Genomic DNA, 26501 nt, shown 5'->3' on the forward strand with positions numbered 1-26501 from the left:
TCCCTTGTGATAGCTTAATGATATCACTTTGATATTGTAACGACAATTGCTAAGTCGTTGTGGAGAAGGTTGGTTCGCAGACAGAAAAAACCGGCGGATCCGTCTCTCGTACGGATTCACCGGTTCAATTAGAACGATACTTTATTTGCCAGGAACGTAGCTATCATCAATAACCAGAACGGGTTTGATGGTCTTCCCAGAAACGGAGTCGGCGTTGGCTTCGTTGATTTGACTGAACTTGTAGAACTTTTCAGTCTTATCGAAGTCAAATTGGCCCAGCTTGTAGAATTCAATCAGACGAGGAATATCAACTTGAGGAATTGAATCACCCATGTTGACCCCAACAACCTTCTTGTCGTTGACACAGAGGTCGTTCCAGGTATCCAGGTCGATGTGGTGGTTCGTCACAGCGATCGCTGCGGAAGTCCCACCTTGTGCCAAGGCACTGATGGAGTTACTGATAACAGCGGCAACCCCAGTGGTATCAACGGCGTAGTTAACACCATAGCCACCAGTCAAGTCTTGGACGGCCTTGACAACGTCGTCAACCTTGCTGCTGTTGATAACGTCAGTCGCACCGAGTTCTTTAGCTAATTCCAAACGAGAGTCCACGATGTCAATGGCGATGACTTTGGTGCAACCAGAGATCCGGCCAGCCATCATGGCGGCCAACCCAACGGCACCAGTCCCGAAGACGGCAATTGTGTCACCAGGCTTTGGCTTCAAAGTGTTCAGAACAGTTCCTGAACCAGTAACGTAACCACAGCCCAGAGGTCCGAGCTTCCGCAGGTCCAAATCCTTGTCGACCTTAACGGCGTTCCGTTCACGAACAACCGTGGTTGAAGTGAAGGAGCTTTGGTCGAACATGTCGGCAACGTTATGGCCGCCTTCGGTGAAGTGGGCGCTCCCATCTGGACGAACACCAGATAGATTGTTTGCAGCGTAATTTTCACATTGGGTTGGGATTCCCTTCAGGCAGCTCTTACAGTTACCACAACCGTAGAAGCTCAAGACAACGTGGTCGCCTGGCTTGAATTGGGTAACTTCTGGGCCAACTTTTTCAACGATTCCGGAACCTTCGTGACCTAACACGATAGGGTAGTCAATAACGGCAACCCCAGTCCGTAAGGCTTCGTCGGAGTGGCAGATCCCACTGGCAACCATGTGGACTTGAATGTCGTCGGGACCCATGTCAGCCAGTTCAACGTCATCACGAATATCAAAATCAGCATTTTGCTTATCAACAACTGCAGCTTGAATCTTCATAATTGGCACCTCGTTTTATTAGATATGTGTTTGTTTTTACAATGTTCATTATCACACAATGAGATTGAAAAGCAAGCGCTTTCATTAACCGTTTCATGCCAAATTACCGTGTGGAAACTTGGCATGACTCACATTTACGATGATTAAAATTGTATTAGAAAGTTTTGAAATTGCTGTTTAATCAGTCACGTTCATAGAAAAACGATAATCCGAAAGCGGCTTATCGTTTTTCAACGGGTATTAACCTTGGGCTTTCTCTGGGTGACCTTGCAGGTAGATAACGTGGGTGTTCAGGAACTCTTCGATCCCGTGCTTCCCGTCATCGCCGCCAATGCCAGATTCCTTCCAGCCGGAGTGAGAACCGTTCATGGCTTCAAAGTTGAACCGGTTGATGTAGGTTTCGCCATCTTCTAGCTCACGAGAAGCCCGCATAGCATTGTCGATGTTCTCAGTGAAGATGGAAGAGGTCAGACCAAAGTCACTGTCGTTGGCCATTTCAATGGCGTCATCCAACGTCTTGAAGGTTAAGACTGGCAGGACGGGGCCAAAAATTTCATCCTGGACGATTTCAGAGTCTTGCTTAACACCACTGATAACCGTTGGTTCAAAGTAGAAGCCCTTGGCAATCTTGACCACGTGGCCACCGGTTTCCAGTTTGCCACCAGCTGCGACGGCTCGGTCAACCATGCCAGATACCTTATCCAGTGCGGCTTGGTTAATCAGTGGACCCATGCCAATGTCTTCGTGAGCCATTGGATCGCCAACGGTGACTGCGGCCATCTTCTGTGCCAGCTCTTTCGTGAATTTGTCAGCAATGCTTTCCTGAACGTAGACCCGTTCACAGTTGTTGCAAAGCTGTCCGTTGTTATCGACTCGAGAATCAATGATAGATTGTACGGCCAAATCGATGTCGGCGTCCTTGCAAACAATTGCTGGTGCCTTGCCACCAAGTTCCAGAGAAACTTTGGCCATGTGGGTAGCTGCTGCTGCCATGACCCGCTTCCCGGAGTTAACGGACCCAGTCAAACTAATGATGCCGATCTTCTTGTTCTTAGAAAGTTCATCACCAATGACAGCCCCGGGACCGGTAACGATGTTAACAACACCCTTAGGAATGCCAACCTTTTCACAGATCTTACCAAATTCCAGGCCCAAGTTTGGTGTATCGGAACTAGGCTTCATCACAATGGTGTTCCCAGTTACCAAAGCTGGTCCCATCTTCCGCGCAATCAGGAAGAATGGGAAGTTCCAAGGTAAGATACCAGCAGCGACGCCAATAGGTTGCTTGTCGATCATGATGCTTTCGTTGGCGTTGTCGGATTGTAGAATTTCGCCTTCATAGGTCCGTGAAGCACTGGCCATGTAATCAAAGTAGTCGGCTGAGAAGAGAATTTCGGTGGTAGCTAAAGACTTGATTTTACCTTGTTCTTCCTGAAGCATTTCAATCAGGTGATCGGCTTCCTGTCGAATTTCTGCGGCAACGTCGTGCAGGTATTGACCACGGGTTGCGGCGGGAACTTTCTTCCAGGATTTCTGAGCTTCATAAGCGGCATCAATTGCCGCACGCGTTTCCTCCAATGTTGCACTGGGAACCGTAGAAATTGGTGCGCCAGTAGCTGGGTTGATCACGGTAATGAGATTGCCAGATGAAGAATCCTTAAATTCGCCATTGATGTACATTTGATAGTGCTTTAAAGCAACAGAATTTTGAGCCATAGTAGGTCGTCCTTTCCCCAAATCAATAGACAGACTAACTTGATCCACAACACGTCATTGAATGACATTTATAAATGGTATGGTTAACACCAATCAATCATTTATAGGTGTTGAAATCAGTACAACGTTAATGATTGAGCAATCAAGGGTGCTGATGTATTACTGACATATCCGATTACTCGCCTACGTTATAACGCATTTATAGAAAGAATGCAAAACAATTCACAAGACAACATGACCATAAAATCTTGTGAGCTACTGCTGATCTTACTGCGCGTAGTAGTCGAAAATTTGATAATAGACTTGTTAAACTCAATGAAGAATTTAGTGGTCAAGGGCCTGCTTAGGACAGCTAATCGTTGATTTTTCAAGGGTTAGTGGCATCAAAAAAGACTGAATCAACGAGAATTCAGTCTCATACGAATCATTTTTGTAGAAAATTGGGATGATTTTGTAGAAAATTTACGGCACTGGGCCCTAAGATTACCGCAGCTTCTGCCATGCGGTGTTCCTCTTCAGGTTAATTTCCTGGACCGTACAGGTTGAGGATGACCACACCGGCAACGACCAGCACAATTCCCAAAACACTTGCCTGGTTAATTGGTTCATGCCAATAAGTCATGGAGATAAACGTGGTGATGACGATGCCAATTCCAGCCCAGATGGCGTAGGCAACGTTTAAATCAATATTCTTCATTGCTAGCGATAGAAAATAGAAGCACAGGGCATAGGCCCCTAATGCGCCCAGGGCAGGACCGAAGCGGGTAAAGCCGGCCGCTGCCTTGAGTAAGTTTGTTCCAACAAGTTCTCCCATAATTGCAATGCCTAAGTACATGTACGGCATGGTGAACACCCCCTCATGTTTCGTGTGAAACCCACTTGTAAGATTTACCCTAACAGTTCACTAACGCTGGGGCAATTAAAAGCGCTTACAAATTTAAAAGCTGGTTAACCAGTTAAGAAGAAACGACAGCAGGGGACCGGGGCAAACGTCCCGGCCCCCTGCTAAAGATGGTCCTACTTGATTTTTTCGTTCGTGATGGCTTCGATGTCTGCTTTGGCAATCTTGGCCATGTGTTTCTTCAAATGTTTGACGTCGGTTTTATTTGTAATAAAACCAGACTCAACTAGACTGTAATCAATGCCCCGCTTGCGCAGAACGTTACAGTTCCGAAGGTTCGTTCGGAAACTATAGCCATTGTAAGCGCGGTTTAAGCCAACGTATTTTTTAATAACTTTGGCCAGCCGCTTATCACGAGCCGTTGGGTGCTTCTTGTGAATGATCACGTGGCCCCCATGACCGGCTGGTGCATCTAAGTGGAACATGATAACGGTCGTTTTCTTATTAATCTTGTAGGAACCCTTGTGGTGATACAAGGTATCACTCACCAAGTTTTTCTTGGGATTATAGAAAGTGATTTCACTGTTTTTAACTTCCTTGGCATACTTTCGTAATTGTGGCAGCATGTGCTTCCGCAGGAAAGTTGCTTCGGTGGTGCCATTACCGCGAGCACCGGGATCGCCGGCACCGTGGCCCATGACGATCAGGTAATGTTTCTTGGCCTTGGTCTTGGGCTTAGTTTTAGTCGTGGTTGTTTTGGTAGCCGCGCTGGCGGTGGTTGTGGTCGTCGTTGCTAGCGTTAGTGGTAACAGTAACATGAGCCCCGCAACGAGACCGAAAGTCCATTTTTTCATATGTAGATTCGCTCCCTTAAAAGTGTTAAGGATGATGAGTCTTTAACTGCATTAAGCATACGCTAAATCCGCGAAAACGGGTAGACCTTTTTCCAAATTCAGCGAGAATATTTGATTGCTGCACCATTTAATCATCCAATTAATTGTTGATTGCGGTTTTCATTAGAGAATCAGGGTGCGATGCGCGTTCATCGCCTGGTATAATTAACATAATATTGTTTGGAGAGGGATGGACGCGTGTGGACGAGCAACGGGTCGTACAGATTATTCAACAGGTACCGGAATTGATGACCATTTTAAAAGTGATTGATCGTTGTCACCTGCGGCAGGGGGCTCTGGCAGCGGGCAGCATTCGTAACACGGTCTGGCAAGTGCTAAGTCACCAGCCCGTTCAGCTGATGAGTGACGTGGATGTTGTCTTTTTTGATCCGGACCGACCAGCTAGTGATGATTTAAAAATCTATGACCACTTAGTTCAGGTGGCTCCCCAGTTTAACTGGCAGGTTAAAAATGAAGTGTACATGGCGCATTACAATTTTGCGGATACGCCGGAGTTTACGTCAGTAGCGGACGCCATCGGCCACTTTGTTGAAACCCCCACTTGTGTTGGGGCATATTTGGCAGACGGTGAGGTGAAGCTGATTGCACCACACGGGGTGACGGATCTCCTAGCGCTGCGGTGTCGGCCGATTCCCTTCTATCAACAGGATCAGCAGCATTTGGCCATTTTTCGTGAGCGCATGGCGAAAAAGCAATGGCAGCAGCGTTGGCCGCAATTACAGATTAGCGAAAAATAGAAATTAAAAACGACCACCAAATAATTCTGGTGGTCATTTTTAATCTGCCTGGCGTGGGTCCATTAGCATAGAAAAACGCCGCAGCTATATCTAAATGATAGCGGCGACGTTTAGTTTAAAAATTAATTTTCGATGGATTCTGGTTCAGCTGACGCTTCGGCTGGGGCAGTTCGCTTTTGAACGGCACCCAGGATAGCGCGGGCGATAGGCCCAACGATTAAAAGCTGTAAAGGTAAAGCCATGAAGAGGTTGAAGATCCAGGTGTGCAAGTAGGTCAGGAAGAAGTTACCACCAAAGTTTTGGGTAACGACCATCCCGAAGAGGGACATCAGGGTAACCATCCCGGCCACCATCATTACAGAAATGGTGAGGGCGATACGAATCTGCTTCTTTTTCATGTAATCGTTAATGATAAAGTGGAAAAAGATGTATTTAACACCGGGGCCAATGATTCCCAAGTCGCAGATTGCGGCGACAATCAGGGCCAGCGGATAGCCAGTCAGGACTTCACGAATGAAGTGATGTGAAAATCCGTCGGCTAAGGCGATGTTGTAGCCAGCCATGACTAAGACCATGAGGCCTGCCATGACGGCGGTGAAAAGTAGTTCTTCTTTAAAATTTTTAGGCATTGTGTTGCTCCTCGTTTGAATTTCCCACGAGATGCCAGCATACCACGTTTAATTTCACGGCGTAAGGATTATTTTTGAAATGGGACAATGTTTTCGAGAAAAACGCCACCGTAGGCGTTACACGATTATAAATATTATTTATTGTGACTGAGTAATCATAAGTGGAAGAGACTAGTCTTCTTCAGCTGAATCCGTGGTGTTTTCTGCGGACTTATCCTTTGCTGGTAGCAGTCGTTCCATAATCTGATTAAAGTAATCAGATGCATAACCAATCAGGAAGATTCCCAGCAACATGGAACCGTAGAGTTGTCCTACGAACAGGACCCAGTGATGGACGGGAACGTTGGTAATGATCAACATGGTCGTTCCCCAAGCAATCAGCCAAGCGGGGACAATTGTAAACTTCATAATCGTCCCTTGTAGGAATAACACGATGAACGTCAGGAGGCCAAACATGATGGCGCTCGGCCACAGCTGACCCATGCCTGGCACCTGGAGCAGGCGAAAGGCGATTAAGCCCCAAGCAATCCCCAAGGCAAAGCTCACTAAGATATTCCAAATCTTATCTTTAGGGAAACCAGCGCCAAAAAAGTAGGAAACTGCAACGAAAGCGGCGGAGCCCATCCAGAGGGAAAAGCTACCCATGACGACGCTATAAACAAGGGTGAACAATCCCACCCCAATTGAATCCAACCAGACTTTTTTACTAATTTTCATACGGAATCCCCTTTGCTGATTAAACGCTTACACGGCTATTGTAATCAACAGTTTAAAGGATTCAGTTGATGGGCGCAAGGACTTTAGGTAAAACGTTATAACAAATGCTTGAAATATTTGAAAATTCACTGATTTTTATTGTGGATGAGGCTATTGTTTATTAAGCTTAATAGATAAAGCAAAGGACCGGGCAAGTACCCGATCCTTTATGTGTTGAAACACTAGATTTTAACGCTTGAAGATCATTGCACCGTAACTTTCGTTTCCGGTGTAGTTGCCATGTAGATTAAGGAAATGTTTCTGGATAATATCAAATTTTTTCTTATTCTGAATTTTAATTTTAACCAGCTTGGAACCCTTGTTAGACTTTTTCCAGTTGAAATGCAGGCGACCGTAGTAGATGGTTTTACTGTGTTTCTTCAGGCCAGTTAAGCGCCAGTGGTAGGTATGGCCTACAATTTTAATTTTAAGTTTATTCCCTTTGAATGTGGTGAGGTCGTTAAACCCACCTTCGGTACCACTTGTTTTACGATGCCAAACGTGTTTGCGAATATTGCTAGGCAGGTAAGTCGTTTTGGCACTAGCGGTCGTCGTTGGGATGGTGGCAAAACCAGTCGTCACCATGGCGGCGGCCATGAATCCAATCAACAATTTTTTCATTGTCATAGTGTCCTCCTAATCAGGTTATCAAATAATTTTAACGTGACATTATTCGAGAAAATGGACATTTTAACGCATCAACAGGACGTACTGTAGCTTGAGTGTCCCAGCTTGTGCGCTACCAGTCAGGTTGGTATGAATGGCATATTCTGAGGCGTTAGCGGCACGCAGCTGCTTTTCTAAGGCCCGGACTAGGCTGACCCCTAGTTGCCCCTTACCGGTCGTTTCAATAGCCAGTTTGCCATGCTGTGGATCGGCCAACCGGTTGAGGTGGTGTACGGTCGGTTGATTGATCAGCGTCAAGTCGCGGGCATTCAGGCTCTTGAGCTTGAGTGTTTGGATGACATCTTTGACGGTGTAATCAGCGAGGCGGTCATTGCCTGACGAATAGTAATTGAGAATCATGGATAACTGATTATTCAGTGGGTAACCGTCGTGTTGAAGCCGTTGGTAGATAAAGCGGTCAAACTGTCCGCGGTTGTTAAAGCTTACGGGTGAATCTAACTTCAAGCCGTCATTCTTAACTGTTTCGCGGTAGTAGCTGCCATCTTTTAAGTAACCTTGCCAGACCCAACCAGCCACGCGGTGATTACCGCTGACGACGTAAAAGTAATGGGCAGTCGTGGTGCCATGGCTGAACCAGGCTTCGCGATTGACGTGCCAGGATGTATGTGGATAGTTACGTAGATTATGTAATTTACGGGTGTGCGTCTTGTTCCAGAGATAGTGCGTGGCTGCATCACGGTTGTGGAAGACCTGTGTGTAAGGCAAGTTATGACTTCTGCTTAACTGATAGCTACTTGCCTTAGCCGTTGTGAAGCCACCTAAACAGATGCTGAGGAGCCCTAACATCAGGGTCAAACTGAACTTTTTCATAAAATCCCCTCCCAAGTCAGTATACCAGTTTGGGTAACCAATTTAATATAAATTAGGCAGAATTCCCTTGCTTTCAAGCAAGGGATGAATGCCACTATGCCTTTCGTTGATTAGCAATGTATCTTTCCACGGTCGTCTTGCTCATATCACCCAGGGTACTCATGAAGTAACTAGGCGACCAAAGATGTCCGCCCCAGAACTTTTGAGCCTTTATCTCTGGATGTAGTTCAAAGAATAAGCGAGCCGAACCGCCCTTAAAGGCTTTGACAATATTAGTTGGCGCGTACTTGGGCTTAAAGCTTAGTAGTAAGTGGATATGGTCAGGCATTACTTCTATTTGCTCAATGGTCACTTCGTTCAATCGGGCTATCTTCATTAGAATATCGGTCATCTCAGCGACTAATTTTGGCGTTGTAAATGCTTCATACCGGTATTTAGTGACCCAGACTAAGTGAAAATGAAAGTTGTAAACATAACCTCGTTCGTGAATTACTCCTCCAGCATCTTTGCTCATACGTTACCTCCATAAATATTATTATAAGACGCTTTGCTATGGATTAAGTATACTCATATGGTACGCTTGTTATCAAGCAAAGGGAGGTGGCAGTTTATGGCGAAAACAATGGCCCAATTACCTTATCATTATGGGCTCAAGGTCCGGATCTTCCCTTCAACCGAACAAAAACGGCTGATCAAGCGTAACAGTGACGCTAGTCGGTTTATTTATAATCAGATGAACGGCATGAACAATGATCTATTTTGGCTGAAGAAAGTTAAAACACCAATCACGCTTGTTTTGAAGCGAATCGCTGATTTGACTGAGCGTCTGAAGAAGCCATCAACTGCTATCTCCAATATTCATGGCTGGCTCAATCATCCGGATTTTGACAGTCTGATGAAGGCTAATGCAATCAAAAATTACAAGACCGCTTGGAAATTATTCCGCCAGGTTCATCAGGCTGGAACTCCTAAATTTCATAAGCGTGGCTACACGCAGGCCTATCAAACATCGTGTCTTTACAGTGCTAAAGTAACGGTCCTAAACATGGAGAACGGTAGTGTTAGACTAACTGACAACCACCACCTACAACTACCCAAGCTAGGGCATCTCCGATTCAAGGGACTTCCACTAAAGATTTTAGAACGAGCTAATGATATTAGAATTGGGACGACAACGGTCTCGATGGACGCAGTGGGTCATTACTTTGTGTCCATGCAGATTGGGTCGGAATATCCATTTGTTGCCAAGCAACCAATTGTCAAATCTAAAGTTGGCATCGATTTGAATCTCGATAATTTTCTGACAGATTCCAATGGACAGGTAATTGATAACCCCCGTTACTACCGAATGATTAAAGGAAGGCTGGCTAAAGCCCAACGGAAACTGTCACGGCGATCTAGACGAGCTAAAAATGGTCAACGACGGCTATCGGAGTCAAAGAATTATCAACGACAACGGTTATTAGTGGCCAAATTACAACTTAAAATTGCCAATCAACGTAAAAATTTTCTGCACCACATCTCTACGGACTTGATCAAAAACCACGATTTAGTCGTAGCTGAAGAACTGCGAAGTAAAAATATGTTGCGGAATCACGCTTTGGCAATGAGTATCTCGGACGTTGGTTGGCGAACCTTACTGAGCATGTTGGCTTACAAAGCTGACCTATACGGCCGAAAATTTTTGACAATCGATCCCCGAAATACAACGCAAACTTGTAGCCATTGTGGGCACGTCATGACCGGGAAGAACAAGTTAACGTTAGCTGACCGCGAGTGGACATGTCCCAGTTGTGAGACGTTTCATGTGCGTGACCATAACGCAGCTAAAAATATTCTAGCTAAGGGTTTAGCAGCTTTGTAAGAAACGAGTCCGTCTGGCAACCTGCGGACCTAAAAGGCTTTGGTAATTAGCGGATAAGTCCTATTCGTAGGCTAGCGCTGTATCTAAGCAAATTGTGGTCACCATGCCAAAGGGTGTGGTTCTCACAAGCGTCCATTTTTTAAACGGGCGTGGTTGACGATGACACTAGGGGTGCCAAGTGGCTGAGATAGCGGATGCCAATCCCTTTGAACCTGTTGAGTTAGTGCTCGTGAAGGAAAGTGTGCGGTTGATTGGGGAAATCCCTGGACCCTCGTTTTGCGGTGAGTAAAACGGGGGTCCTTTTGGGTAAAAATACTGGGGAGTGAGTTAGATGTCTAAGAAAGTTTATCCCATGACATTAACGGCCATGTTAGTAGCATTAGGCGTGATTGGCGGTAGTTTATTCTCATTTTCAATCGGGGTTGCCAAGGTGGCACCCATGCAACATTTGATCAATCTGGTATCAGGTGTGTTATTGGGACCGTGGTGGGCTGTCGCTCAAGCCTTTCTCACCTCGTTGATTCGTAATCTCATGGGTACGGGAACGGTTCTGGCCTTCCCAGGAAGTATGATTGGGGCCTTCCTCAGTGGCTGGCTATTTCGGCTGACGGGTAAGCTGGTAGCGGGATTATTTGGTGAGATGGTGGGTTCTGGGATTTTGGGCGCCTTAGTGGCTTACCCAGTAGCCGCGTGGTTAATGGGAACGACTGGGGCAGTCTGGCTGTTTCTGCCAAGCTTCTTCATGAGCGCAATGGTGGGGGCCTTAGTGGGTTACGTTCTCTTGAAGAGTATGTGGTCAACCGTGATTGCACCGCAATTAACGAAGTTACGGGGTAAATAAAAAGACGCTAAGAAACGGCGTCTAAGTGATTTCTATATCTTATTTTAATAAAGCGTGGCTGGCACGGGCATCGTATTTCAAGTGTGTAACTTTGCTAGAAATGTGCTTGAAATGCTGGCCTGACTTGCGTTTTCCGTATTTCTGTAAGGTGAGTTTCTTACCATCACGGCTGACTTTGGTATAAGACCAGGACTTTTCTAGCGTGTCATACGCGCGTAGCCGATAAACGCCGTGGCTCTGGCGATAGACCAGGTGATTGCCCCCGTAATCGTGCCCACCAAAGTCAGTCATCACGAACAGCCACTTCTTGGTTAAAATCATGGCATTGGTTGAAACCTCAGTGTCGTGGCCGTTGTGGTGGGACCGGTGCTGCGTCCATGAGCCCTTGAGCGCTTTAGGCACCCCCGTCGTCCATTTTGACTTGGCTTGTGCAGTCGTGGTTCCCCAACCAAGACAGCCAAGCAGACCTGCCGAGACAGCGACACTTGCTACAAATTTATTCATATAAATCCCCTCCGATGGGAACAAGTATAGCAAATGTTCGAGCGTGAGACAAAAGGCGGTTAGTCAATGAGCATTAACGTCGATAGACGAATAATCCTGGTCCTAGATTGTTTGCCTATCGGGGTTAAATGGAGTTGACTGCTTTTTGTCGCACGTTTCGGTTATATACATTTCAAACACAAAGAGTTTTGAGCTTTTTTGTCCCAAGCTATTTAATCGAGGTTTACTGGTTTTCAATCCCTGAAAAAAGTTTTAAACTTTCATCAGGAGGTTTTTCCTGTGAAAAAACAAGCAACGTTGTCACGTAAGACAATTTTACTAATGGCAGTGGTGACTGGGGTCATCGTTGCCAATTTAAACTTTATTCAACCCATTGAAAACCTGATTGCGGCGGATTTTAATCTGTCTAAGGCCGTGGTGGGGATGCTGGCCATGGTGACCCAATTGGGGTATGCGTTTGGTTTGTTACTCATCGTTCCGTTGGGGGATATTTTCAACCGGTACCACTTGATTCAGTTCATGATGGTGCTTTCGATTCTTTCCTTACTCCTGGCCTTTTGGTCACCGAATGCGGGTATTTTTGCGATTGCCACCGCTTTGGTGGGAATAACATCGGTCGCGCCACAGATTATCATTCCGTACGCGGGTTACCTGGCACCGTCCCTACAACGGGGCAAGGTGTTGGGAATCGTCTTGAGTGGACTCTTGACGGGAATCCTATTGTCACGTTCGTTTAGCGGGCTCCTAGGCAGTGTCATGCCTTGGAAAAACATTTACTTAGTGGCGGCGGCAATCGATTTGGTATTTCTGGCCATTATTCACTATCAGCTGCCACACGATGCCCGCGGTCACCAAGATCTGCGGTACTGGCCAGTGATTCGGATGTTGCCTAAGCTATTTGCGACCCAAAAGGCATTACGCGGGGCGGCTATTAATGGTTTCTGTCTCTTTGGCATGTCCAACGTACTCTGGTCAACGTTGGCGTTTTACTTAGCAGCTCAGTATCATTTGGGGAGTAACGTTGCCGGTTTGCTAGGCCTACTCGGGGTCGCGGGAGTGATTGCCGCGCCCATGATTGGAACGTTGGTTGATCAACGTTCACCCCGGTTGACTGTGGGTCTGGGAATGATTTTTTCTGGCGTGGCTTTCGGTATTTTTTGGCTGGTTGGTCACTGGTTACTGGGATTAATCGTTGGCATTGTGTTGCTCGATTTGGGAACGCAGTTTAGCCAGGTTTCTTGCCAGGCAATTGTACAGTCCTTGAATCGTAAAGAGAGTAGTCGGAATAATTCAGTCTTCATGTTCAGTTACTTTTTGGGTGGTTCGATTGGCACGTTGGCAGCAACCTGGGCTTGGAGTCACGCGGGCTGGAATGGTGTCTGTGGTGTTGCCGTAGTCTTCTTGGTGTTAGCGGTACTCAGCCATTTTGCCATTGGCGAGCCTGAGAAATTAGCAACGGATTAAGCAATTTCAACTTGCAAAGGTAAGGCAAATTGCCCGCTGCTTTATTTGAATGACTTTTGGACAGGTAACGGTAATTTTCAAAGTAGATTATAACGTATTTAATTGATTCCTGGCATCTGGCTAGTCGATAATCAGTGGAGAAGGGTCAGTCTTCTTCAGCTGAATCCGTAGGGGTTTCTGCGGACTTATCCTTTGTTGGTAGCAGTCGTTCCATAACCTGATTAAAGTAATCAGATGCATAACCAATCAGGAAAATCCCCAGCAACATGGAACCATAGAGTTGCCCCACGAACAGGGCCCAGTGATGGACGGGAACGTTGGTAATAATCAACATGGTCGTTCCCCAAGCAATCAGCCAAGAGGGAACAATCGTGAACTTCGTAATCGTCCCTTGTAGGAATAACACGATGAACGTCAGGAGGCCATCCAGAGGGAAAAGCTACCCATGACGACGCTATAAACGAGGGTGAACAATCCCACCCCAATTGAATCCAACCAGACTTTTCTACTAATTTTTATACGGAATCCCCTTTGCTAATTAAGCGCTTACACGGCAATTGTAATCAACAGTTTAAAGGATTCAGTTGATGGGCGCAAGGACTTTAGGTAAAACGTTATAGCAAATGATTAAAATGCTCGAAAATTAGTCATTTTTGGAGGATGTACGCTGTTTACCATCAATTTTTTTGCAAGAATTGGGTGATTTGAATGTAGAGCCAAAGCTAGTGACAGCAATTTTTGTCGCCGGTTACATAAAATTTATCGTAATGGTCTTTACCAATTGTGTACAGAACGTTTGCAAATACAACACAATCCCTTGCTAATATCAGTTCTTGTGATAAGCGCTGAACACTAATAATAACTATAAGCAGGGAGAAATATAATGCAAAGCTCAATTGTCAAGACCCTTAGCCTAGCCGGGGTCACACTATCATTAATGGGAGCGGGCGTTCCAAGTGTTGTTGCCGCTGCTGATGCCAATACTGCTGGCCAACCAACGGAACAAACAACCCCTAAGCCAGGAGAAACTGCCAAGCCTGGTGACAAAGACAAGCCAGCTACGGGGACTGATACTGGTAAGCCAGTGACCCCACCGGTTACCACGCCAGCTAAGCCTAAGCCACAACCAATAAACCCCATTCCAACTGAATCATTGGGGAAATACTTGTTATCCGATCAATCTAAGGAAGCTGATCTTAAGCAACATCTGATTACTTTCCATAAAACTAAAAATACGCGTGACATTGGTGGCTATCAAACGGCCGATGGTAAGTGGCAAATTAAGCCAAACAGTTTGTTACGTTCAGATGCATTGAACAACTTGGACGCAGACGATATTAAGTTGTTTACGGACAAGTACCGGGTCAAGCAAGTTGTTGATTTCAGAACACCTGGTCAAGCTTCAGGGAAGGGGACGGATAAGGTTATTCCTGGTGCCCCCAACACCAATTTATCAGTGCTGGGCGCGCACGCCTACGCTGATGGTCAAGGCGACGGTGCCTTCTACGTCCAACGTTTAGAATTTGGCTACCCAGCGGTTATGGGTTACCGTCAATTCTTGAACATGGTATTGAAGAATGAAGGCGGCGCATTCCTATACCACTGTACTTCAGGGAAAGACCGAACTGGGATTGCGACCGTTCTGCTGATGTCGATCTTTGGGATGGACAAGCAAACAATGGTCAACGACTTCATGCTTTCACAGTACACGGGACGGACTGTGAAGATCGAATGGATCTCGGAATACTTCCGTGAAATTGAACAAAACTACGGCTCTCTTCAAAAATACATCAACGACGTTCTGGGCTTCACACCAGCCCAACAGGAACAACTGAAGGCGAAGTATCTGATCTCAACTGATGGCAAGAATACGCCATACGTGGATAAGACAGCGGTTAAGCCAACACCGGCTCCTACTCCAGCACCAACAGCGCCAGTGACGCCAGCTAAGCCAGATAAGAAGCCAGAAACGGCAACGCCAGTTAAGCCAACGCCAGCCAAGCCTATTCATGGTGGCGCAGCTGACAAGCCTGTAAAGGGCAAGAAGGTCAAAATTCTTTCAACCAAGAAGTTGCATACGAAGTTTACGTACAAGTTGAAGGCAAACAAAAAATGGTTTAAGGATGCCCTGTTAGCCAAGGTCTTTGGTAAGGGTCACACCCCTAAGCACTCTGCTAAGAAATGGCAGCTAACTAAGATTGAACATGTAAAAATCTCAGGTAAGAAGTACGCTTACTACCAAGTGAAAGATCACCAAGGTCATACAGCTTGGATTCTGAAGGCGCACGTGGTTAAAGTGCATAAATAGGTTAATAGATAAAGCAAAGGACCGGGCAAGTGCCCGGTCCTTTATGCGTTGAAACACTGAATTCTAACGTTTAAAAATCATTGCGCCGTAACTTTCATTTTCGGTGTAGTTGCCATGTAGATTAAGGAAATGTTTCCACGCTCTTTTAAAGTTAGGTGGTGGCCCTTGGGACGATTCATGGTAAGCTGTTCTTGCATCAAGACGAAGACTTCTTTCATTGTTTGTGTGAGAACTCCAATGATACCTGAGATTTACGTCTTGGTGTATTTATTTTGTCCTAAATTCTAAGTGGCTAACTTGATTATAAAATTCGCCTAAAATTTAATAATCTACTTACTCAGCTTAAACAATTTTGTCTGATATTTAACATCCGCATGATTACTTAACCCACTAACTTTAACCGTATAAGCGTGGTTGACTTTCACCTTGCTCAGTGCTGGCTGGTAGGAAATACTGGTCTTGAACCAGCCATAGCCGGTCGCATCATTGTAGTTGGTCACATGGGTCACCTTAATCTTCTTATGCGTCGTATTATCAGTGACCTTGACGACTGGCTTGCTGGCCTTTTCTCCCGTCCCAATGCTGTATGAAAGCGACCAGACACCGCCCTCAACGGCATTGATTGGGAAAACACCAGCTTTAGGATAAGCAACTTCCTTAGCTAACCCATCTTTAGGATCAAAGGCCCGGCATTTGGCGCCGCCCTCAAATACCTTGAGATCATTGTAAATACCGGCTTGACCGACACCAATTTCAATCGTGTTGCCTAGCAACCATTCGCGGTGACCGGGAACGTAGTCAGACTGTCCTGAATCTACCAGATAATTCAAAACGTTGTCATAGGGCTTAACCACGCCCTCACCAATATTGCTATAACCCGTGGCATCGACGCCCCGATTCCAAGCCGTCTTTGAAACGTATCCGGGCCGCTTGATACCCGTCAATTCATGTGCCAGCCCTTCATCCGCAGCGGCCATCGTGGCAGCACCATACTGCGCATCCTCATTCCACTGGGGATTAGCTTTAATTGTATTCAGGCCATACATTTGCCGGTAAAAGTTAACGGATTTGACCGTAGCGTTGATGTACTTTTGGCTCAGCTTGCCCGGTTTAAATGACTTCTTCAATGATGGTTTTTGCGCGTACATCCCCTTGGTGCTGTTAGAGATGCCTTTCAGCTGTTGCCGATAACCTTTGATGGTTGCCCGTTCCTGGGTGGTAAAGGCCTTCTTTTCGGTCGGTTCTTTAGCCTTGGTTTTCGCCGCAGCCGGTTGGATACCTAATGCGCCACCAAACGTGACGGCCAAGAGGCCAAGCATAAGGGTGGTTGTTTTTTTCATGATGTGACTCCCTTTCTGTATGTATAGCCTTAATCATACACGAGCGGCATGACACAATATGTCATTGAGCAACTTGCGCGTAAGATTTTTCATGTGAATCATTGGTTAGCTAAGACACTCGTTGCGGTATATGGTTCGCATACGCTTGTTGTTTTGGAAGACCTAACCAATGTGACGTTTAACACCGATGACCTGCCTAAGTCCCTACGAAACAGCCATCGCTCCTGGTCCTTTTTCCAGCTAGGATCGTTCTTAACATATAAGGCTCAAGCTATTCAAAGTGCTGTTGTGAAAGTCAATCCGGCCTTCACCTCACAATGCTGTCCCAAGTGCGGACTGGTTGAGAAAACCAATCGGCATCACGATACTCACGAATGTTGGTGTGCCCAATGCCAGTATCGTTGTAACGATGACAGATTGGGAGCAATGAATATTGTGATGCTTGGCCAAGATTGGTTGAGTGGCGTCAAGTATCCTGAGATTAAGAAGTTAACAGCTATTGGGTAGATCCTGATAGTTAAACGGGTAGCCGTCAATTCCCCGATGATGTTGCCACTACGAGTAGGAGTACCTAACGGGTACGTTGGACTACTGTGTCGTCAGACACGTGAGCGACAAGCCTCTGAATTCATTCAGGGGTAATTGACGTTCAGTTACTTTTTGGGTGGTTCGATTGGCACGTTGGCGGCAACCTGGGCTTGGAGTCACGCAGGCTGGAATGGTGTCTGTGGCGTTGCCGTAGTCTTCTTGGTGTTAGCAGTACTCAGTCATTTTGTCATTGGCGAACCCGAGAAATTAGTAACGGAATAAGCTATTTTAACTTGAAGAGGTAGGGAATCGTCTGGTAGTTAATGTCAGACGATTTTTTTGCGTTCCAAGTTGACACGGTGTCACTTCCGTGATATTATCCTTAGCAGTGACACGGTGTCACTTATCCCGAAAGGAGTTTTAACAGTGCCTTCATCGACATTTAAAAATTTAGCATCAGACAAGCAAAAACGCATCATGGCGGCTTTGCTCACGGAATTTTCTAATCATAGCCTAGCAGACGCGCAGGTTGCCAGAATTGTGAAGACTGCGGGGATCGCCCGCGGGGCCTTCTACAAATACTTTGATGATTTGACGGATGCCTATCAAACATTGTATCGACAAGCCATGCAGGAAATTCATCGCGATTTCAGTTCGCAAGGCACAACCCAATTTTCAGAAGAATCGTACTATCAAGCAGTCACGGCGTTTGTGGATCACTTCAGTGGCGGTCAGTACGATCAGCTGATTAAACGGCACTATGGGGAAAACGAAAGTCTCTTGCCGGAGGCGCCGATTCCCGCCGACTTGCCAGTGGTGGATTGGGCGGCAATGACGCTGAGTCACGCGACGATTAAGGAAATCATGCTGGTTCCGGCGAACCGAGATACCGCGTTGGACCGATTTCGACAAGCATTACAACGTTTAGGAGAGTAGGAGGAACGCCCGTGTTTTTAGCCCTAAGAGAAATTCGCCACGAAAAGCTGCGGTATGGCTTAATCGTTGGTATGATCGTTCTGGTCACGTATCTGGTATTTGTGTTGAGTGGTCTGGCTTACGGCCTCGCCCAGCAAAATACGCAAGCGCTAGATACCTGGGATGCGAGCAAGATTGCGCTCAATAGTGATGCCAACGATAGCCTATCGCAGTCATTGATCACGAAGCAGACGACCGATAAGTTAAGCTTGACCAAGCATGAAGCCTACGTCGGTCAAGCGGGGGTGGTGGCCAAGGCCAAGGGGCAGGCCAAATTATCGGCTCAGTTCCTGGGTATTCAGAAAAATCAGTTTATCTACCATAGACTAACGACGATTGCCGGACATAAGCCGACCACTAACCATCAGATTTTAGTGGATGATAGCTTTAAGGATAATGGTTATCGGTTGGGTGACAAGGTGACTTTGAATTCACTTACCGGAAAGTATCAAATTGTCGGCTTTACCCACAATGCTAAGCTCAGTGTGGCCCCCGTCGTATACGGGACGCTGCCGACTTGGCGGTCTTTGAGCCATGTGACGCCCACTTACCAAGCCGGGGGAATCGTTTCTGACCGGTCAACCTTTAAGGGGGCCGAAAGTAGTTTGCGGACACTGAGTCTCAGCCAGTTCATCAATAAGTTACCCGGTTATTCGGCTCAAAATATGACGTTTAGCTTCATGATCGGTTTTCTCATGATCATTGCCATGGTGGTGATTGCCGTCTTCCTCTACATCTTAACTATGCAGAAACTGCCGAACTACGCGGTGTTGCGGGCACAGGGGATTCCAGCGAAGGTGCTGGTCACAACGACGATTACGCAGGCTTTACTGCTAGTCGTGGGTGGCTTGCTGATTGGGGCCGGGTTAACTGCTTTGACCGTATCCGTCTTGCCGTTCGGGGTACCATTAGCCTTTAACGTGCCACTGTTGGTGGGAGTGACGGGTGGTATCCTGTTGACCGGGGTAATTGGCGCGTTGATTCCGGTCCGAATTATTTTGCGCGTTGACCCCGTCAGCGTGATTGGAGGTTAGGAATGATGCCAACTTTAGCTTTGAAAAATGTGAATAAAACCTTTGGTCACGGGACTAACGAGGTTCAAGTCCTGACTGGCGTTAACTTTGAGGCCGTTGCTGGCGAAGTTAGCTTGGTGATTGGGCCGTCGGGTTCCGGTAAGAGTACTTTTTTGACGATTGCTGGTGGGATTCAGACGCCAACGTCGGGGGAGGTATTGGTTGAAGACCGGTCGTTACTGGCCTTGTCGGGGAAGGCACGGGATGCCTTTCGTCTAAATCAGATTGGCTTTATTCTCCAAGCCTACAATTTGGTGCCATACCTGACCGTTGCAGATCAATTTACGCTGGTCGACCGGGTTAAAAAACAGGGTAACCTGTCGACCACGGAACTCGCAACCCTGTTGGAACAGTTGGGGATTGCAGAATTAACCCAACAGTATCCTGGGGAACTCTCTGGTGGTCAAACTCAGCGAGTTGCGATTGCACGGGCACTGTACCAGAATCCGGAGATTATCTTGGCCGACGAACCAACGGCCGCACTAGATAGCGACCGGGTCAAAGTCGTGGGTAGCTTATTACACGACCTGGCCAAGCAACATCATAAGGCCATCGTCGTGGTGACTCACGACTTACGGTTACAGGAGTTTGCGGATAAAACGTATAAGATTATGGATGGTCGTATGACTTTATCCTAAAAAAATAAAAAAATTTTTAATCAATCGTGCTAGTTTTCGTGAAAAACTTGGGATAATTGGTCTAGTTTTCTGAAAAAGGGCTGCCTGTGGGGGCGGCCCTTTTTCATGTTTTCACACTCTTGAATTGGTATAGACTGATTGTTTGGAATAACCGAAATCAGCTGTCAAGAATGCTCAGTACGTCACGAAAGAAAGCGTTTACAAGGAAACGTGTAAGCGCTATAGTGTATTTGCTGATTATTTATGAAGGGTGAGGACGATTAACATGAATCGACATTTAAGTACTTTTTTCATATTCACATTCGGAGCGTTAGGTGGCCTGCTATTCGGGTTTGATACCGGGATTATTTCGGGGGCTTCACCATTAATCGAGCACAACTTTAGTCTAAACATTGCCCAGACGGGATTTATTACCTCGTCCGTCCTGATTGGATCTTCAGTCGGGGCTTTAGGGGTTGGACCATTAGCTGACCGGTATGGTCGGAAGCGTTTGTTGATTCTGGCAGCCATCATGTTCTTGCTGGGGTCATCACTGTCCATGGTCGCCGTTGGATTCTGGTCCATGGTCATTGCCCGGATTATTTTGGGCTTGGCCGTTGGGTCTGCCTCAGCTTTAACACCAGCTTACTTGGCCGAATTGGCTCCTGCAGAACGTCGGGGTTCATTGGGAACGTTATTCCAACTGATGATCACCTTAGGGATTCTGCTGGCGTACGTGTCTAACCTGGGTTTCTTGCACCATAACCTGCTGGGTGTCCGTGACTGGCGGTGGATGTTGGGATCAGCTTTGATTCCAGCCGCACTGCTGTTGATCGGTGGTCTGTTATTACCTGAATCACCACGGTTCTTGGCTGAACAGGGTAAAAATGATGAAGCTTTAAGTGTTTTAAAAATGTTACGTAAAAATAGTAATGACGATCCTAAGAAGGAATTGGCTGATATCCAAGTTGTTGCCAATCAACCTAAGGGTGGCTTGAAGGAACTTTTCACGGTTGCTCGACCGGCCGTTGTTGTTGCCATCGGTATTATGTTGCTCCAACAATTAGTTGGGATTAACTCCGTGATTTACTTCTTACCACAAGTGTTTATCAAGGGGTTCGGCTTTCCTGAAGGCAGTGCCATCTGGATCTCGGTTGGGATTGGGATCGTGAACTTTGTCGTGACCGTCTTAGCAACGTTTATTATGGATAAATTCAATCGGAAGACCTTCCTGATGTTTGGGTCGATCGTCATGGCCGTTTCACTGGGTGTGCTTGCAGTGATGAACTTTACTATGGATGTTCAAACTGCAGCCGTACCAACCATGATTTTGATTGCTGTTTACATCTTCGGGTTCGCCATTTCTTGGGGCCCAATTGCCTGGGTTACCATTGGTGAAATTTTCCCATTGAGTGTACGGGGAATCGGTTCCTCCATTGGGTCCGCTGCCAACTGGATTGGGAACTTCTTAGTTTCGCAATTCTTCCTGGTTATGCTGGCTTACTTCCACAACAATGTTGGGGGCCCATTCGCAGTCTTTGCCGTCTTTGCGGTTCTTTCCATGTTCTTCGTTCACTACTTAGTTCCCGAAACGCGGGGCAAGTCACTGGAAGAAATCGAAATGGAATTACGTCACAACGACAAGCAAGCTGAAATGTCAGATAAATAAATTATTGAAGAGTGAGACAGCAGGCGCTTAGCTAGTGAGCATTAACGTCGACCGTCGAAAAATCCTGGTTTTGGATTATTTGACGGTCGGGGTTAAGCGGAGCTAGCTGCCTGCTGTCTCACGTTTCAGCGAGATAAAATAAGGGTCCAGGACTTTTGTCCTGGACCCTTATTTTTGTCTGTAGGCGACATAAAAATCTGGAATATCAGTATCTAAAATTAGTCGATACTGAGAGTAAACCCAGTACGGCAACAAAATTTTTCACGTATTTTGACTGGATGATTAGCCGCTAAGCCAACTGAGCTAGTTGTGTGGTGAGTTCCTGACGCAGGGCTTGTTTAACGACAGCTGGTGCCAGTGTTAGCTGGGCTTCGTTCCCCAGATAGAGACACCACCGGGCGAAGGCATTCAGCTGCTGTGGCTGGGTAACATCCACGGTACATTCGAGCTTGGCCGTCTGTTGAAAGGGGTCCAAAAACTGGAGTACTGCCGTGGGATGGGGGTGTTGCCGAAACTGTTGAATGGCTGTGGCGCGTAGAAATAATGTGACGTTCGGTTTAGGTCGCGCGGCTTTGATGGCAACTGTAATTACCTGTGGTTCCAGCGCCTGAGCCTGGGTGACCGGTGTAATTTCCCGAATGGCTGTCACGGCGATTTCTCGAAAGTGTTGCGTAGTCAGGTCCCAGGCGTCGACGTACCAGGCATCCTGGCGATTGTAGACGTGTCGGATCCAAACCGTACAAGTGGTATCTACCAGCTGGAACTGCAATTGTCGGTTGGTAAGACACGCGTTAAGCAAGGTCTTGAGCATGGCTGGCGCAAAGTCGGTGAGCTCGGTCAGTTTGGTATTGGCGGGGTTAGTGTGACTGAAGACCAGCAGTTCTTGTAGTGTCAGGAGGTCATCCTGCTGAGTCTGGGAGGCAATTGCCACGAGCTTTTCGGTCAGCGTGTTACGGTTCTGCAGGTAGGGCAACTGGGTGTTCAGGGTCGCCAGAAAGCTCACGAACAGAGCCTTGAGTTCCTCACTGTTAAATTGGACGGCCGGAAGTAGTTGGTTCTGCATGACGGCGTATCCGCCATCGCGGCCGACATTTGCCGTCAGTGGCATGCCAAGTTCCTGGATATTATTTAGGTCGCGGATGACCGTACTGCGTGAGACGTGAAAGTGGGTCATCAGTTCACGAATCGTAAAGAACTGGCGATTATTGATATAACGCATCATTGTATTGACCCGAGCCGTTTTATTCATGAATTTTCTCCTAATAGTGTCAGTTTTTGAAACTATTAATTCGTATACTGAGTCTATCATCTTAAGGAGGCCACGACAATATGGCAAATTACACGATTGAAACGAAACCAGCATTCACTGTTTTAGGGTTAGACAAAGTCTTGACGGGCGGGTTCTCAGAAATGGGTCAACAGAAGCAGGACTTCTGGCAAAAGATCAACGCCGATCACGCGCTGGACCAACTGACGGGGATCAACGACTATCCATTCGCTGTCAATGAAGCCATTAATGGCGAATTTCATTACTACGCCGGTCGGCAGGTTGCTGCTGATACGCAGGCGGCTACTGGCCAACGATTGATTGAATTTCCAGCCGGGAAATACCTGGTGATCACCGGTACGGCTGCGGATCAAATGGGTCTTTACAATTCCCTGGAAGGCCCAGTCTTTGGTGAAATTCTGCCACAGCTGGATGATTACGCCTACGTAGGTGGGCCTAACACGTCTTACGTGACGGGGACGGACGCCAATGGTGTTCACGGTGAAATGCTGGTTCCTTTGGTCGAAAAATAGGTCAGGAGGTCTGAGCCGATGAAACACGAATGGCGAAAGGCTGAAAAAGCCTGGTATCTGCCGAAAGAACCGCAAATATTGACGTTACCCAAGCTGAATTTCATTATGATTACCGGGACGGGAGATCCGAATCAACCAGCCTTCGGTGAGCACGTGGCGGCACTCTATCCCGTTGCGTATGACTTACGGATGGCACTGAAACGCGGCGAGTTGGGCGAGCCTTACGAGTATACCGTCTATCCGTTAGAGGGTGTGTGGTCCACCAATGATGGTTCACGGGGAACCACTCTCAACAAGGCAGCGTTGACGTATAAAATTATGCTGCGCCAACCCGACCGCCTGACTGCGGATGATTTTGCGCAGGCGCTCGCTCGGGTTCAACAGAAGAAAGACAATCCTTGGTTGTCGCAGGTGAAGTGGGAAACGTACGCGGAAGGGTTAGTCCTACAAACCATTCATCACGGGGCGTTTGATGATGAACCCGCAACCTTTGCGAAGTTACAGGCGGTTTTAAAGGAACGAAACTATCGCGTTATTCCTACGATGGGCAACTACTGGCACCGAGAAATCTATCTCACCGATCCACGGCGGACGGCACCGGAAAAAGCGAAAACAGTGTTGCGATATCGAATCGAACAGGTCACGAAGTAGTGCTTAGTTAGGCAACGATGACACAAAAAAGCCACCCAACCGGGTGGCTTTTTCAGTAATACCAATCGTTTCAACTAGGATAGCTGTGCGCAGTGGTTGACTGCTAAAGCTATCTAGGTTATCAAGAATTATTCAGCGTCGTAAGCAGCTTGGAAGATCTTGACAATGTCTTCCTTCGTCCCCTTACGAGGGTTAGAGAAGGCGTTACCGTCTTTCAAAGCGTTTTCGGCCATCAGTTCGAAGTCTTCAGGCTTAGCACCGATTTCCTTGATGGACTTAGGAATACCAACGTCTTGTGACATTTGCTTCATGGCCTTGATAGCCAATTCGGCAGCGTCACGGGTTGATAAACCGTCCGTGTTTTCACCCATGATCTTAGCCAATTCGGCAAAGCGTTCTGGGCAAGCGATGATGTTGTATTCTTCTACGTATGGCAGAAGCAGGGCACAGCAGACACCATGAGGGGCGTCGTATTGGCCACCGAGTTGGTGAGCCATGGCATGAACGTAACCTAAGTTGGCGTTGTTGAAGGCCATCCCGGCTAACATTTCAGCTTCGACCATCTTAGTCCGGGCATCCAGGTTGTGACCGTTAGCAACGGCTTCACGTAAGGAAGTTTCAATTAACTTGATGGCTTCGATACATTGTGAGTCGGTGATTGGGTTGTGGTCCACAGAAACGTATGGTTCGATGGATTGAACAAAGGCGTCCATCCCAGTAGCGGCAGTTAAGCCCTTAGGAACGTCCAACATCAAGGTTGGGTCGTTGAAGGAAACCAATGGAATGTTCCGCCATGAAACAACAACGAACTTCAAGTGGGTTTCTTCGTTCGTGATAACGGCGTGACGGGTCAGTTCTGAACCGGTCCCGGCAGTCGTGTTCACAGCAATCAATGGTGGCAAAGCCTTGTCGAGCGTTTCAATCCCAGCTAACTTGGTGATGTCGTCACCGTTAGTCAAGATGATCCCGGCACCTTTACCAGTATCATGGGCAGAGCCCCCACCAACAGTAATGATGGAGTCCGCACCGGATTTTTCATAAAGTTTTTTAACTTCTTTAATGTTACGGATCTTAGGGTTTGGTTCAACGTTGTTGTAAACAACGTAGTCAACACCGGCAGCCTTCAATGAGGCCAACGTTTGTTGAACGGCACCGCCTTCAAGTCCTTCAAGGAACTTATCAGTAACGATGACGGGCTTCTTCATGCCAAGAGTCTTTGCACGATCACCAATCTTGTTAATAACGCCAGGGCCAAAAAAGTTGACACTGGGCATCAGGAAATCATAACTACGTTCAGCCATAAAGCAAATGCCTTCTTTCAGAAGTTTTGAAAATCATTAATATCAATTTCACAAGGTAATTATAACCGAAATACTTACAGTTGACAACCGGTTTGCCAAAAAGATTGTTAATTTATTTACAAAACATCGGCAGCCTTGCTATTAAAGGCTTTCAGTTAACAGCTAAAATTAAGTCGTTCGATTTCAAGTTAACCACCCTGATTATGAAAATTATGATGGATTTCACGAACAGGCGCAGTTTAGCGATTAAATCCGCACCTTTTGGGCCGGCATTCAATGAAAAGAAAAATATTAATCATATGATTTATATTTTGCGTTAGCCATTGTAGTTATTGACTAGATAGCTTAAAATTAACTTATCGAGACATCATTTATACATAGAAAAGTTTTATGCGGAGGTAAGATAACATGAAAGTGAGAAAACACTGGCTCGTTGCAATTGTGGCACTGTTAGCCATTGGTGGTTTGGCCGGGTGTTCATCCGGTGTGAACGACCAAGCCAAAAATGCTGATCAAGCAAGTTCAAGCAACTCATCCAATGCCAAGACGGCGAAGGACGAGTCCATCTTGAAGGAAGCACAAGAATTAAACGCGGATGGTAAATACAAGAAGTCCAACCAGAAGTTGAGCACCATCGATTTGGCCGACTTGAACAAGAAGGGTTTTGGCACGCTGAAGACGGAATTCTTCAACCTACAAAAGAGTAACGATAAGTTCTTGTTGAAGAAGAGTCAGTCCGGTAGTAAGACCACTACCACGAACGGCGGTGGGTCGACGACGTCCAATACCACGCCAACGACTAACAATAGTTTTGATAGCTACGGGAAGTTCACGGGGGACTACTACTTCTACAACGATGATGATGGCGACCGGCAACAATCTAGTTTGACCATTAATTCTGATGGTACTGTGGTTCAGAACAACAACGATGGTTCCGCCTTCCACGGTTCAGCTACCGTCAAGAGTTCTGGTGAGACTGGCGTATTGTCCTACGATGTCACGTCAGATACGAACGATACCAAGAGTATTAATGCTAACGTTGAAGTTGATGTCGTTTGGAGTAACGGCGAACACGAAACTTACTATGGCTACATGTCATACGACGGCGATTCCGTGCTGACCGATGGCAAGAGCTACGATGGCGACCTGGTCAACGAAGTTTGGGTTCACTATTAAAGATTAATAATTAAACGAGGCACGGGGGATTCTC

Annotated in this window: 29 protein-coding genes and 1 riboswitch; of the genes, 14 read left to right on the forward strand and 15 right to left on the reverse strand. The window is 46.7% G+C overall.

Features of this window, described 5'->3' with window-relative positions; genetic code table 11:
* Window positions 1-141: 141 nt before the first annotated feature.
* The 4 genes from EKM87_RS00695 to EKM87_RS00710 all read right to left on the reverse strand — a co-directional run bounded on the left by EKM87_RS00695 (window position 142) and on the right by EKM87_RS00710 (window position 4677).
* The gene (locus EKM87_RS00695) at window positions 142-1266 is read right to left on the reverse strand and encodes an NAD(P)-dependent alcohol dehydrogenase (RefSeq protein ID WP_125680804.1); all 1125 of its coding nucleotides are present in this window, start codon (window positions 1264-1266) and stop codon (window positions 142-144) included.
* Between the two features lie 240 nt (window positions 1267-1506).
* Window positions 1507-2982: an aldehyde dehydrogenase gene (aldA, locus tag EKM87_RS00700; protein ID WP_125680806.1), complete on the reverse strand. Its 1476-nt coding sequence runs from the start codon at window positions 2980-2982 to the stop codon at window positions 1507-1509.
* A 520-nt stretch (window positions 2983-3502) separates the two neighbouring features.
* Window positions 3503-3826, reverse strand: a complete 324-nt coding sequence (locus tag EKM87_RS00705) for a DMT family transporter (RefSeq protein ID WP_125680808.1) — start codon at window positions 3824-3826, stop codon at window positions 3503-3505.
* Window positions 3827-3999: 173 nt separating this feature from the next.
* The gene (locus tag EKM87_RS00710; protein WP_125680810.1) at window positions 4000-4677 is read right to left on the reverse strand and encodes an N-acetylmuramoyl-L-alanine amidase; all 678 of its coding nucleotides are present in this window, start codon (window positions 4675-4677) and stop codon (window positions 4000-4002) included.
* A 287-nt stretch (window positions 4678-4964) separates the two neighbouring features.
* Here EKM87_RS00710 and EKM87_RS00715 point away from each other — a divergent pair, with 287 nt between their 5' ends.
* Window positions 4965-5474, forward strand: coding sequence for a nucleotidyltransferase family protein (locus tag EKM87_RS00715; RefSeq protein WP_125681003.1), 510 nt, complete (start codon window positions 4965-4967; stop codon window positions 5472-5474).
* A gap of 122 nt (window positions 5475-5596) precedes the next feature.
* On the opposite strand, the gene EKM87_RS00720 is transcribed toward EKM87_RS00715, so the two are convergent.
* The 5 genes from EKM87_RS00720 to tnpA all read right to left on the reverse strand — a co-directional run bounded on the left by EKM87_RS00720 (window position 5597) and on the right by tnpA (window position 8870).
* Window positions 5597-6103: a DUF2798 domain-containing protein gene (locus tag EKM87_RS00720; RefSeq protein ID WP_125680812.1), complete on the reverse strand. Its 507-nt coding sequence runs from the start codon at window positions 6101-6103 to the stop codon at window positions 5597-5599.
* 171 nt (window positions 6104-6274) lie between these two features.
* The gene (locus tag EKM87_RS00725; protein ID WP_125680814.1) at window positions 6275-6820 is read right to left on the reverse strand and encodes a DUF1097 domain-containing protein; all 546 of its coding nucleotides are present in this window, start codon (window positions 6818-6820) and stop codon (window positions 6275-6277) included.
* Between the two features lie 228 nt (window positions 6821-7048).
* Window positions 7049-7486, reverse strand: coding sequence for a hypothetical protein (locus EKM87_RS00730; RefSeq protein ID WP_125680816.1), 438 nt, complete (start codon window positions 7484-7486; stop codon window positions 7049-7051).
* Between the two features lie 63 nt (window positions 7487-7549).
* Window positions 7550-8356, reverse strand: a complete 807-nt coding sequence (locus tag EKM87_RS00735) for a hypothetical protein (RefSeq protein ID WP_125680818.1) — start codon at window positions 8354-8356, stop codon at window positions 7550-7552.
* Window positions 8357-8450: 94 nt separating this feature from the next.
* Window positions 8451-8870, reverse strand: a complete 420-nt coding sequence (tnpA, locus tag EKM87_RS00740) for an IS200/IS605 family transposase (protein ID WP_125680820.1) — start codon at window positions 8868-8870, stop codon at window positions 8451-8453.
* Window positions 8871-8966: 96 nt separating this feature from the next.
* Here tnpA and EKM87_RS00745 point away from each other — a divergent pair, with 96 nt between their 5' ends.
* On the forward strand, window positions 8967-10220 hold the full coding sequence (locus EKM87_RS00745; RefSeq protein ID WP_125680822.1) for an RNA-guided endonuclease InsQ/TnpB family protein: 1254 nt from the start codon (window positions 8967-8969) through the stop codon (window positions 10218-10220).
* 157 nt (window positions 10221-10377) lie between these two features.
* Window positions 10378-10475: riboswitch (TPP riboswitch) on the forward strand.
* Between the two features lie 76 nt (window positions 10476-10551).
* Window positions 10552-11061, forward strand: a complete 510-nt coding sequence (thiW, locus tag EKM87_RS00750) for an energy coupling factor transporter S component ThiW (RefSeq protein WP_125680824.1) — start codon at window positions 10552-10554, stop codon at window positions 11059-11061.
* Between the two features lie 39 nt (window positions 11062-11100).
* Here the strand turns inward: thiW and EKM87_RS00755 are convergent, their stop codons facing one another.
* Window positions 11101-11565, reverse strand: coding sequence for a hypothetical protein (locus EKM87_RS00755; RefSeq protein WP_125680825.1), 465 nt, complete (start codon window positions 11563-11565; stop codon window positions 11101-11103).
* A 279-nt stretch (window positions 11566-11844) separates the two neighbouring features.
* Between EKM87_RS00755 and EKM87_RS00760 the strand changes: the two genes are divergently transcribed.
* A complete protein-coding gene (locus tag EKM87_RS00760) occupies window positions 11845-13029 on the forward strand; it encodes an MFS transporter (protein WP_125680828.1) in 1185 nt (394 codons plus the stop codon).
* A 145-nt stretch (window positions 13030-13174) separates the two neighbouring features.
* Here EKM87_RS00760 and EKM87_RS00765 read toward each other — a convergent pair whose 3' ends face one another.
* On the reverse strand, window positions 13175-13435 hold the full coding sequence (locus tag EKM87_RS00765; RefSeq protein ID WP_225428363.1) for a DUF1097 family protein: 261 nt from the start codon (window positions 13433-13435) through the stop codon (window positions 13175-13177).
* 477 nt (window positions 13436-13912) lie between these two features.
* On the opposite strand from EKM87_RS00765, the gene EKM87_RS12595 reads away from it, so the two are divergent.
* Window positions 13913-15337, forward strand: coding sequence for a tyrosine-protein phosphatase (locus EKM87_RS12595; protein WP_125680830.1), 1425 nt, complete (start codon window positions 13913-13915; stop codon window positions 15335-15337).
* Between the two features lie 77 nt (window positions 15338-15414).
* On the opposite strand, the gene EKM87_RS12485 is transcribed toward EKM87_RS12595, so the two are convergent.
* Both EKM87_RS12485 and EKM87_RS00775 read right to left on the reverse strand, forming a co-directional pair.
* Window positions 15415-15555, reverse strand: coding sequence for a hypothetical protein (locus EKM87_RS12485; protein ID WP_225428364.1), 141 nt, complete (start codon window positions 15553-15555; stop codon window positions 15415-15417).
* A gap of 111 nt (window positions 15556-15666) precedes the next feature.
* Window positions 15667-16677 carry a CAP domain-containing protein gene (locus EKM87_RS00775; protein ID WP_125680832.1) on the reverse strand — a complete coding sequence of 337 codons (1011 nt, stop codon included), beginning with the start codon at window positions 16675-16677 and terminating at the stop codon, window positions 15667-15669.
* Between the two features lie 48 nt (window positions 16678-16725).
* Here EKM87_RS00775 and EKM87_RS00780 point away from each other — a divergent pair, with 48 nt between their 5' ends.
* The 6 genes from EKM87_RS00780 to EKM87_RS00805 all read left to right on the forward strand — a co-directional run bounded on the left by EKM87_RS00780 (window position 16726) and on the right by EKM87_RS00805 (window position 21539).
* Window positions 16726-17184, forward strand: coding sequence for a zinc ribbon domain-containing protein (locus tag EKM87_RS00780; protein ID WP_225428365.1), 459 nt, complete (start codon window positions 16726-16728; stop codon window positions 17182-17184).
* Window positions 17185-17319: 135 nt separating this feature from the next.
* A complete protein-coding gene (locus EKM87_RS00785) occupies window positions 17320-17487 on the forward strand; it encodes a hypothetical protein (protein WP_225428366.1) in 168 nt (55 codons plus the stop codon).
* A 144-nt stretch (window positions 17488-17631) separates the two neighbouring features.
* On the forward strand, window positions 17632-18141 hold the full coding sequence (locus EKM87_RS00790; RefSeq protein ID WP_125680834.1) for a TetR/AcrR family transcriptional regulator: 510 nt from the start codon (window positions 17632-17634) through the stop codon (window positions 18139-18141).
* A gap of 11 nt (window positions 18142-18152) precedes the next feature.
* Window positions 18153-19214, forward strand: coding sequence for an ABC transporter permease (locus EKM87_RS00795; RefSeq protein WP_125680836.1), 1062 nt, complete (start codon window positions 18153-18155; stop codon window positions 19212-19214).
* A gap of 5 nt (window positions 19215-19219) precedes the next feature.
* Window positions 19220-19891, forward strand: a complete 672-nt coding sequence (locus EKM87_RS00800) for an ABC transporter ATP-binding protein (protein ID WP_125681004.1) — start codon at window positions 19220-19222, stop codon at window positions 19889-19891.
* A gap of 265 nt (window positions 19892-20156) precedes the next feature.
* Window positions 20157-21539: a sugar porter family MFS transporter gene (locus EKM87_RS00805; RefSeq protein ID WP_125680838.1), complete on the forward strand. Its 1383-nt coding sequence runs from the start codon at window positions 20157-20159 to the stop codon at window positions 21537-21539.
* 289 nt (window positions 21540-21828) lie between these two features.
* On the opposite strand, the gene EKM87_RS00810 is transcribed toward EKM87_RS00805, so the two are convergent.
* Window positions 21829-22788 (reverse strand): helix-turn-helix transcriptional regulator, encoded by a 960-nt coding sequence (locus EKM87_RS00810; protein ID WP_164506399.1) that lies wholly within the window; start codon window positions 22786-22788, stop codon window positions 21829-21831.
* A gap of 80 nt (window positions 22789-22868) precedes the next feature.
* Between EKM87_RS00810 and EKM87_RS00815 the strand changes: the two genes are divergently transcribed.
* Window positions 22869-23339 (forward strand): effector binding domain-containing protein, encoded by a 471-nt coding sequence (locus tag EKM87_RS00815; protein WP_125680842.1) that lies wholly within the window; start codon window positions 22869-22871, stop codon window positions 23337-23339.
* 18 nt (window positions 23340-23357) lie between these two features.
* Complete coding sequence (locus tag EKM87_RS00820) at window positions 23358-23990, forward strand: GyrI-like domain-containing protein (protein WP_125680845.1); 633 nt, start codon at window positions 23358-23360, stop codon at window positions 23988-23990.
* Between the two features lie 128 nt (window positions 23991-24118).
* Here EKM87_RS00820 and EKM87_RS00825 read toward each other — a convergent pair whose 3' ends face one another.
* Window positions 24119-25291, reverse strand: coding sequence for an iron-containing alcohol dehydrogenase (locus EKM87_RS00825; protein WP_125680847.1), 1173 nt, complete (start codon window positions 25289-25291; stop codon window positions 24119-24121).
* Between the two features lie 408 nt (window positions 25292-25699).
* On the opposite strand from EKM87_RS00825, the gene EKM87_RS00830 reads away from it, so the two are divergent.
* Window positions 25700-26467, forward strand: a complete 768-nt coding sequence (locus EKM87_RS00830) for a hypothetical protein (RefSeq protein ID WP_125680849.1) — start codon at window positions 25700-25702, stop codon at window positions 26465-26467.
* The last annotated feature ends 34 nt before the right edge of the window (window positions 26468-26501 follow it).

Origin of the sequence: Levilactobacillus yonginensis (assembly GCF_003946265.1) — a bacterium.
GTDB classification, from domain to species: domain Bacteria; phylum Bacillota; class Bacilli; order Lactobacillales; family Lactobacillaceae; genus Levilactobacillus; species Levilactobacillus yonginensis.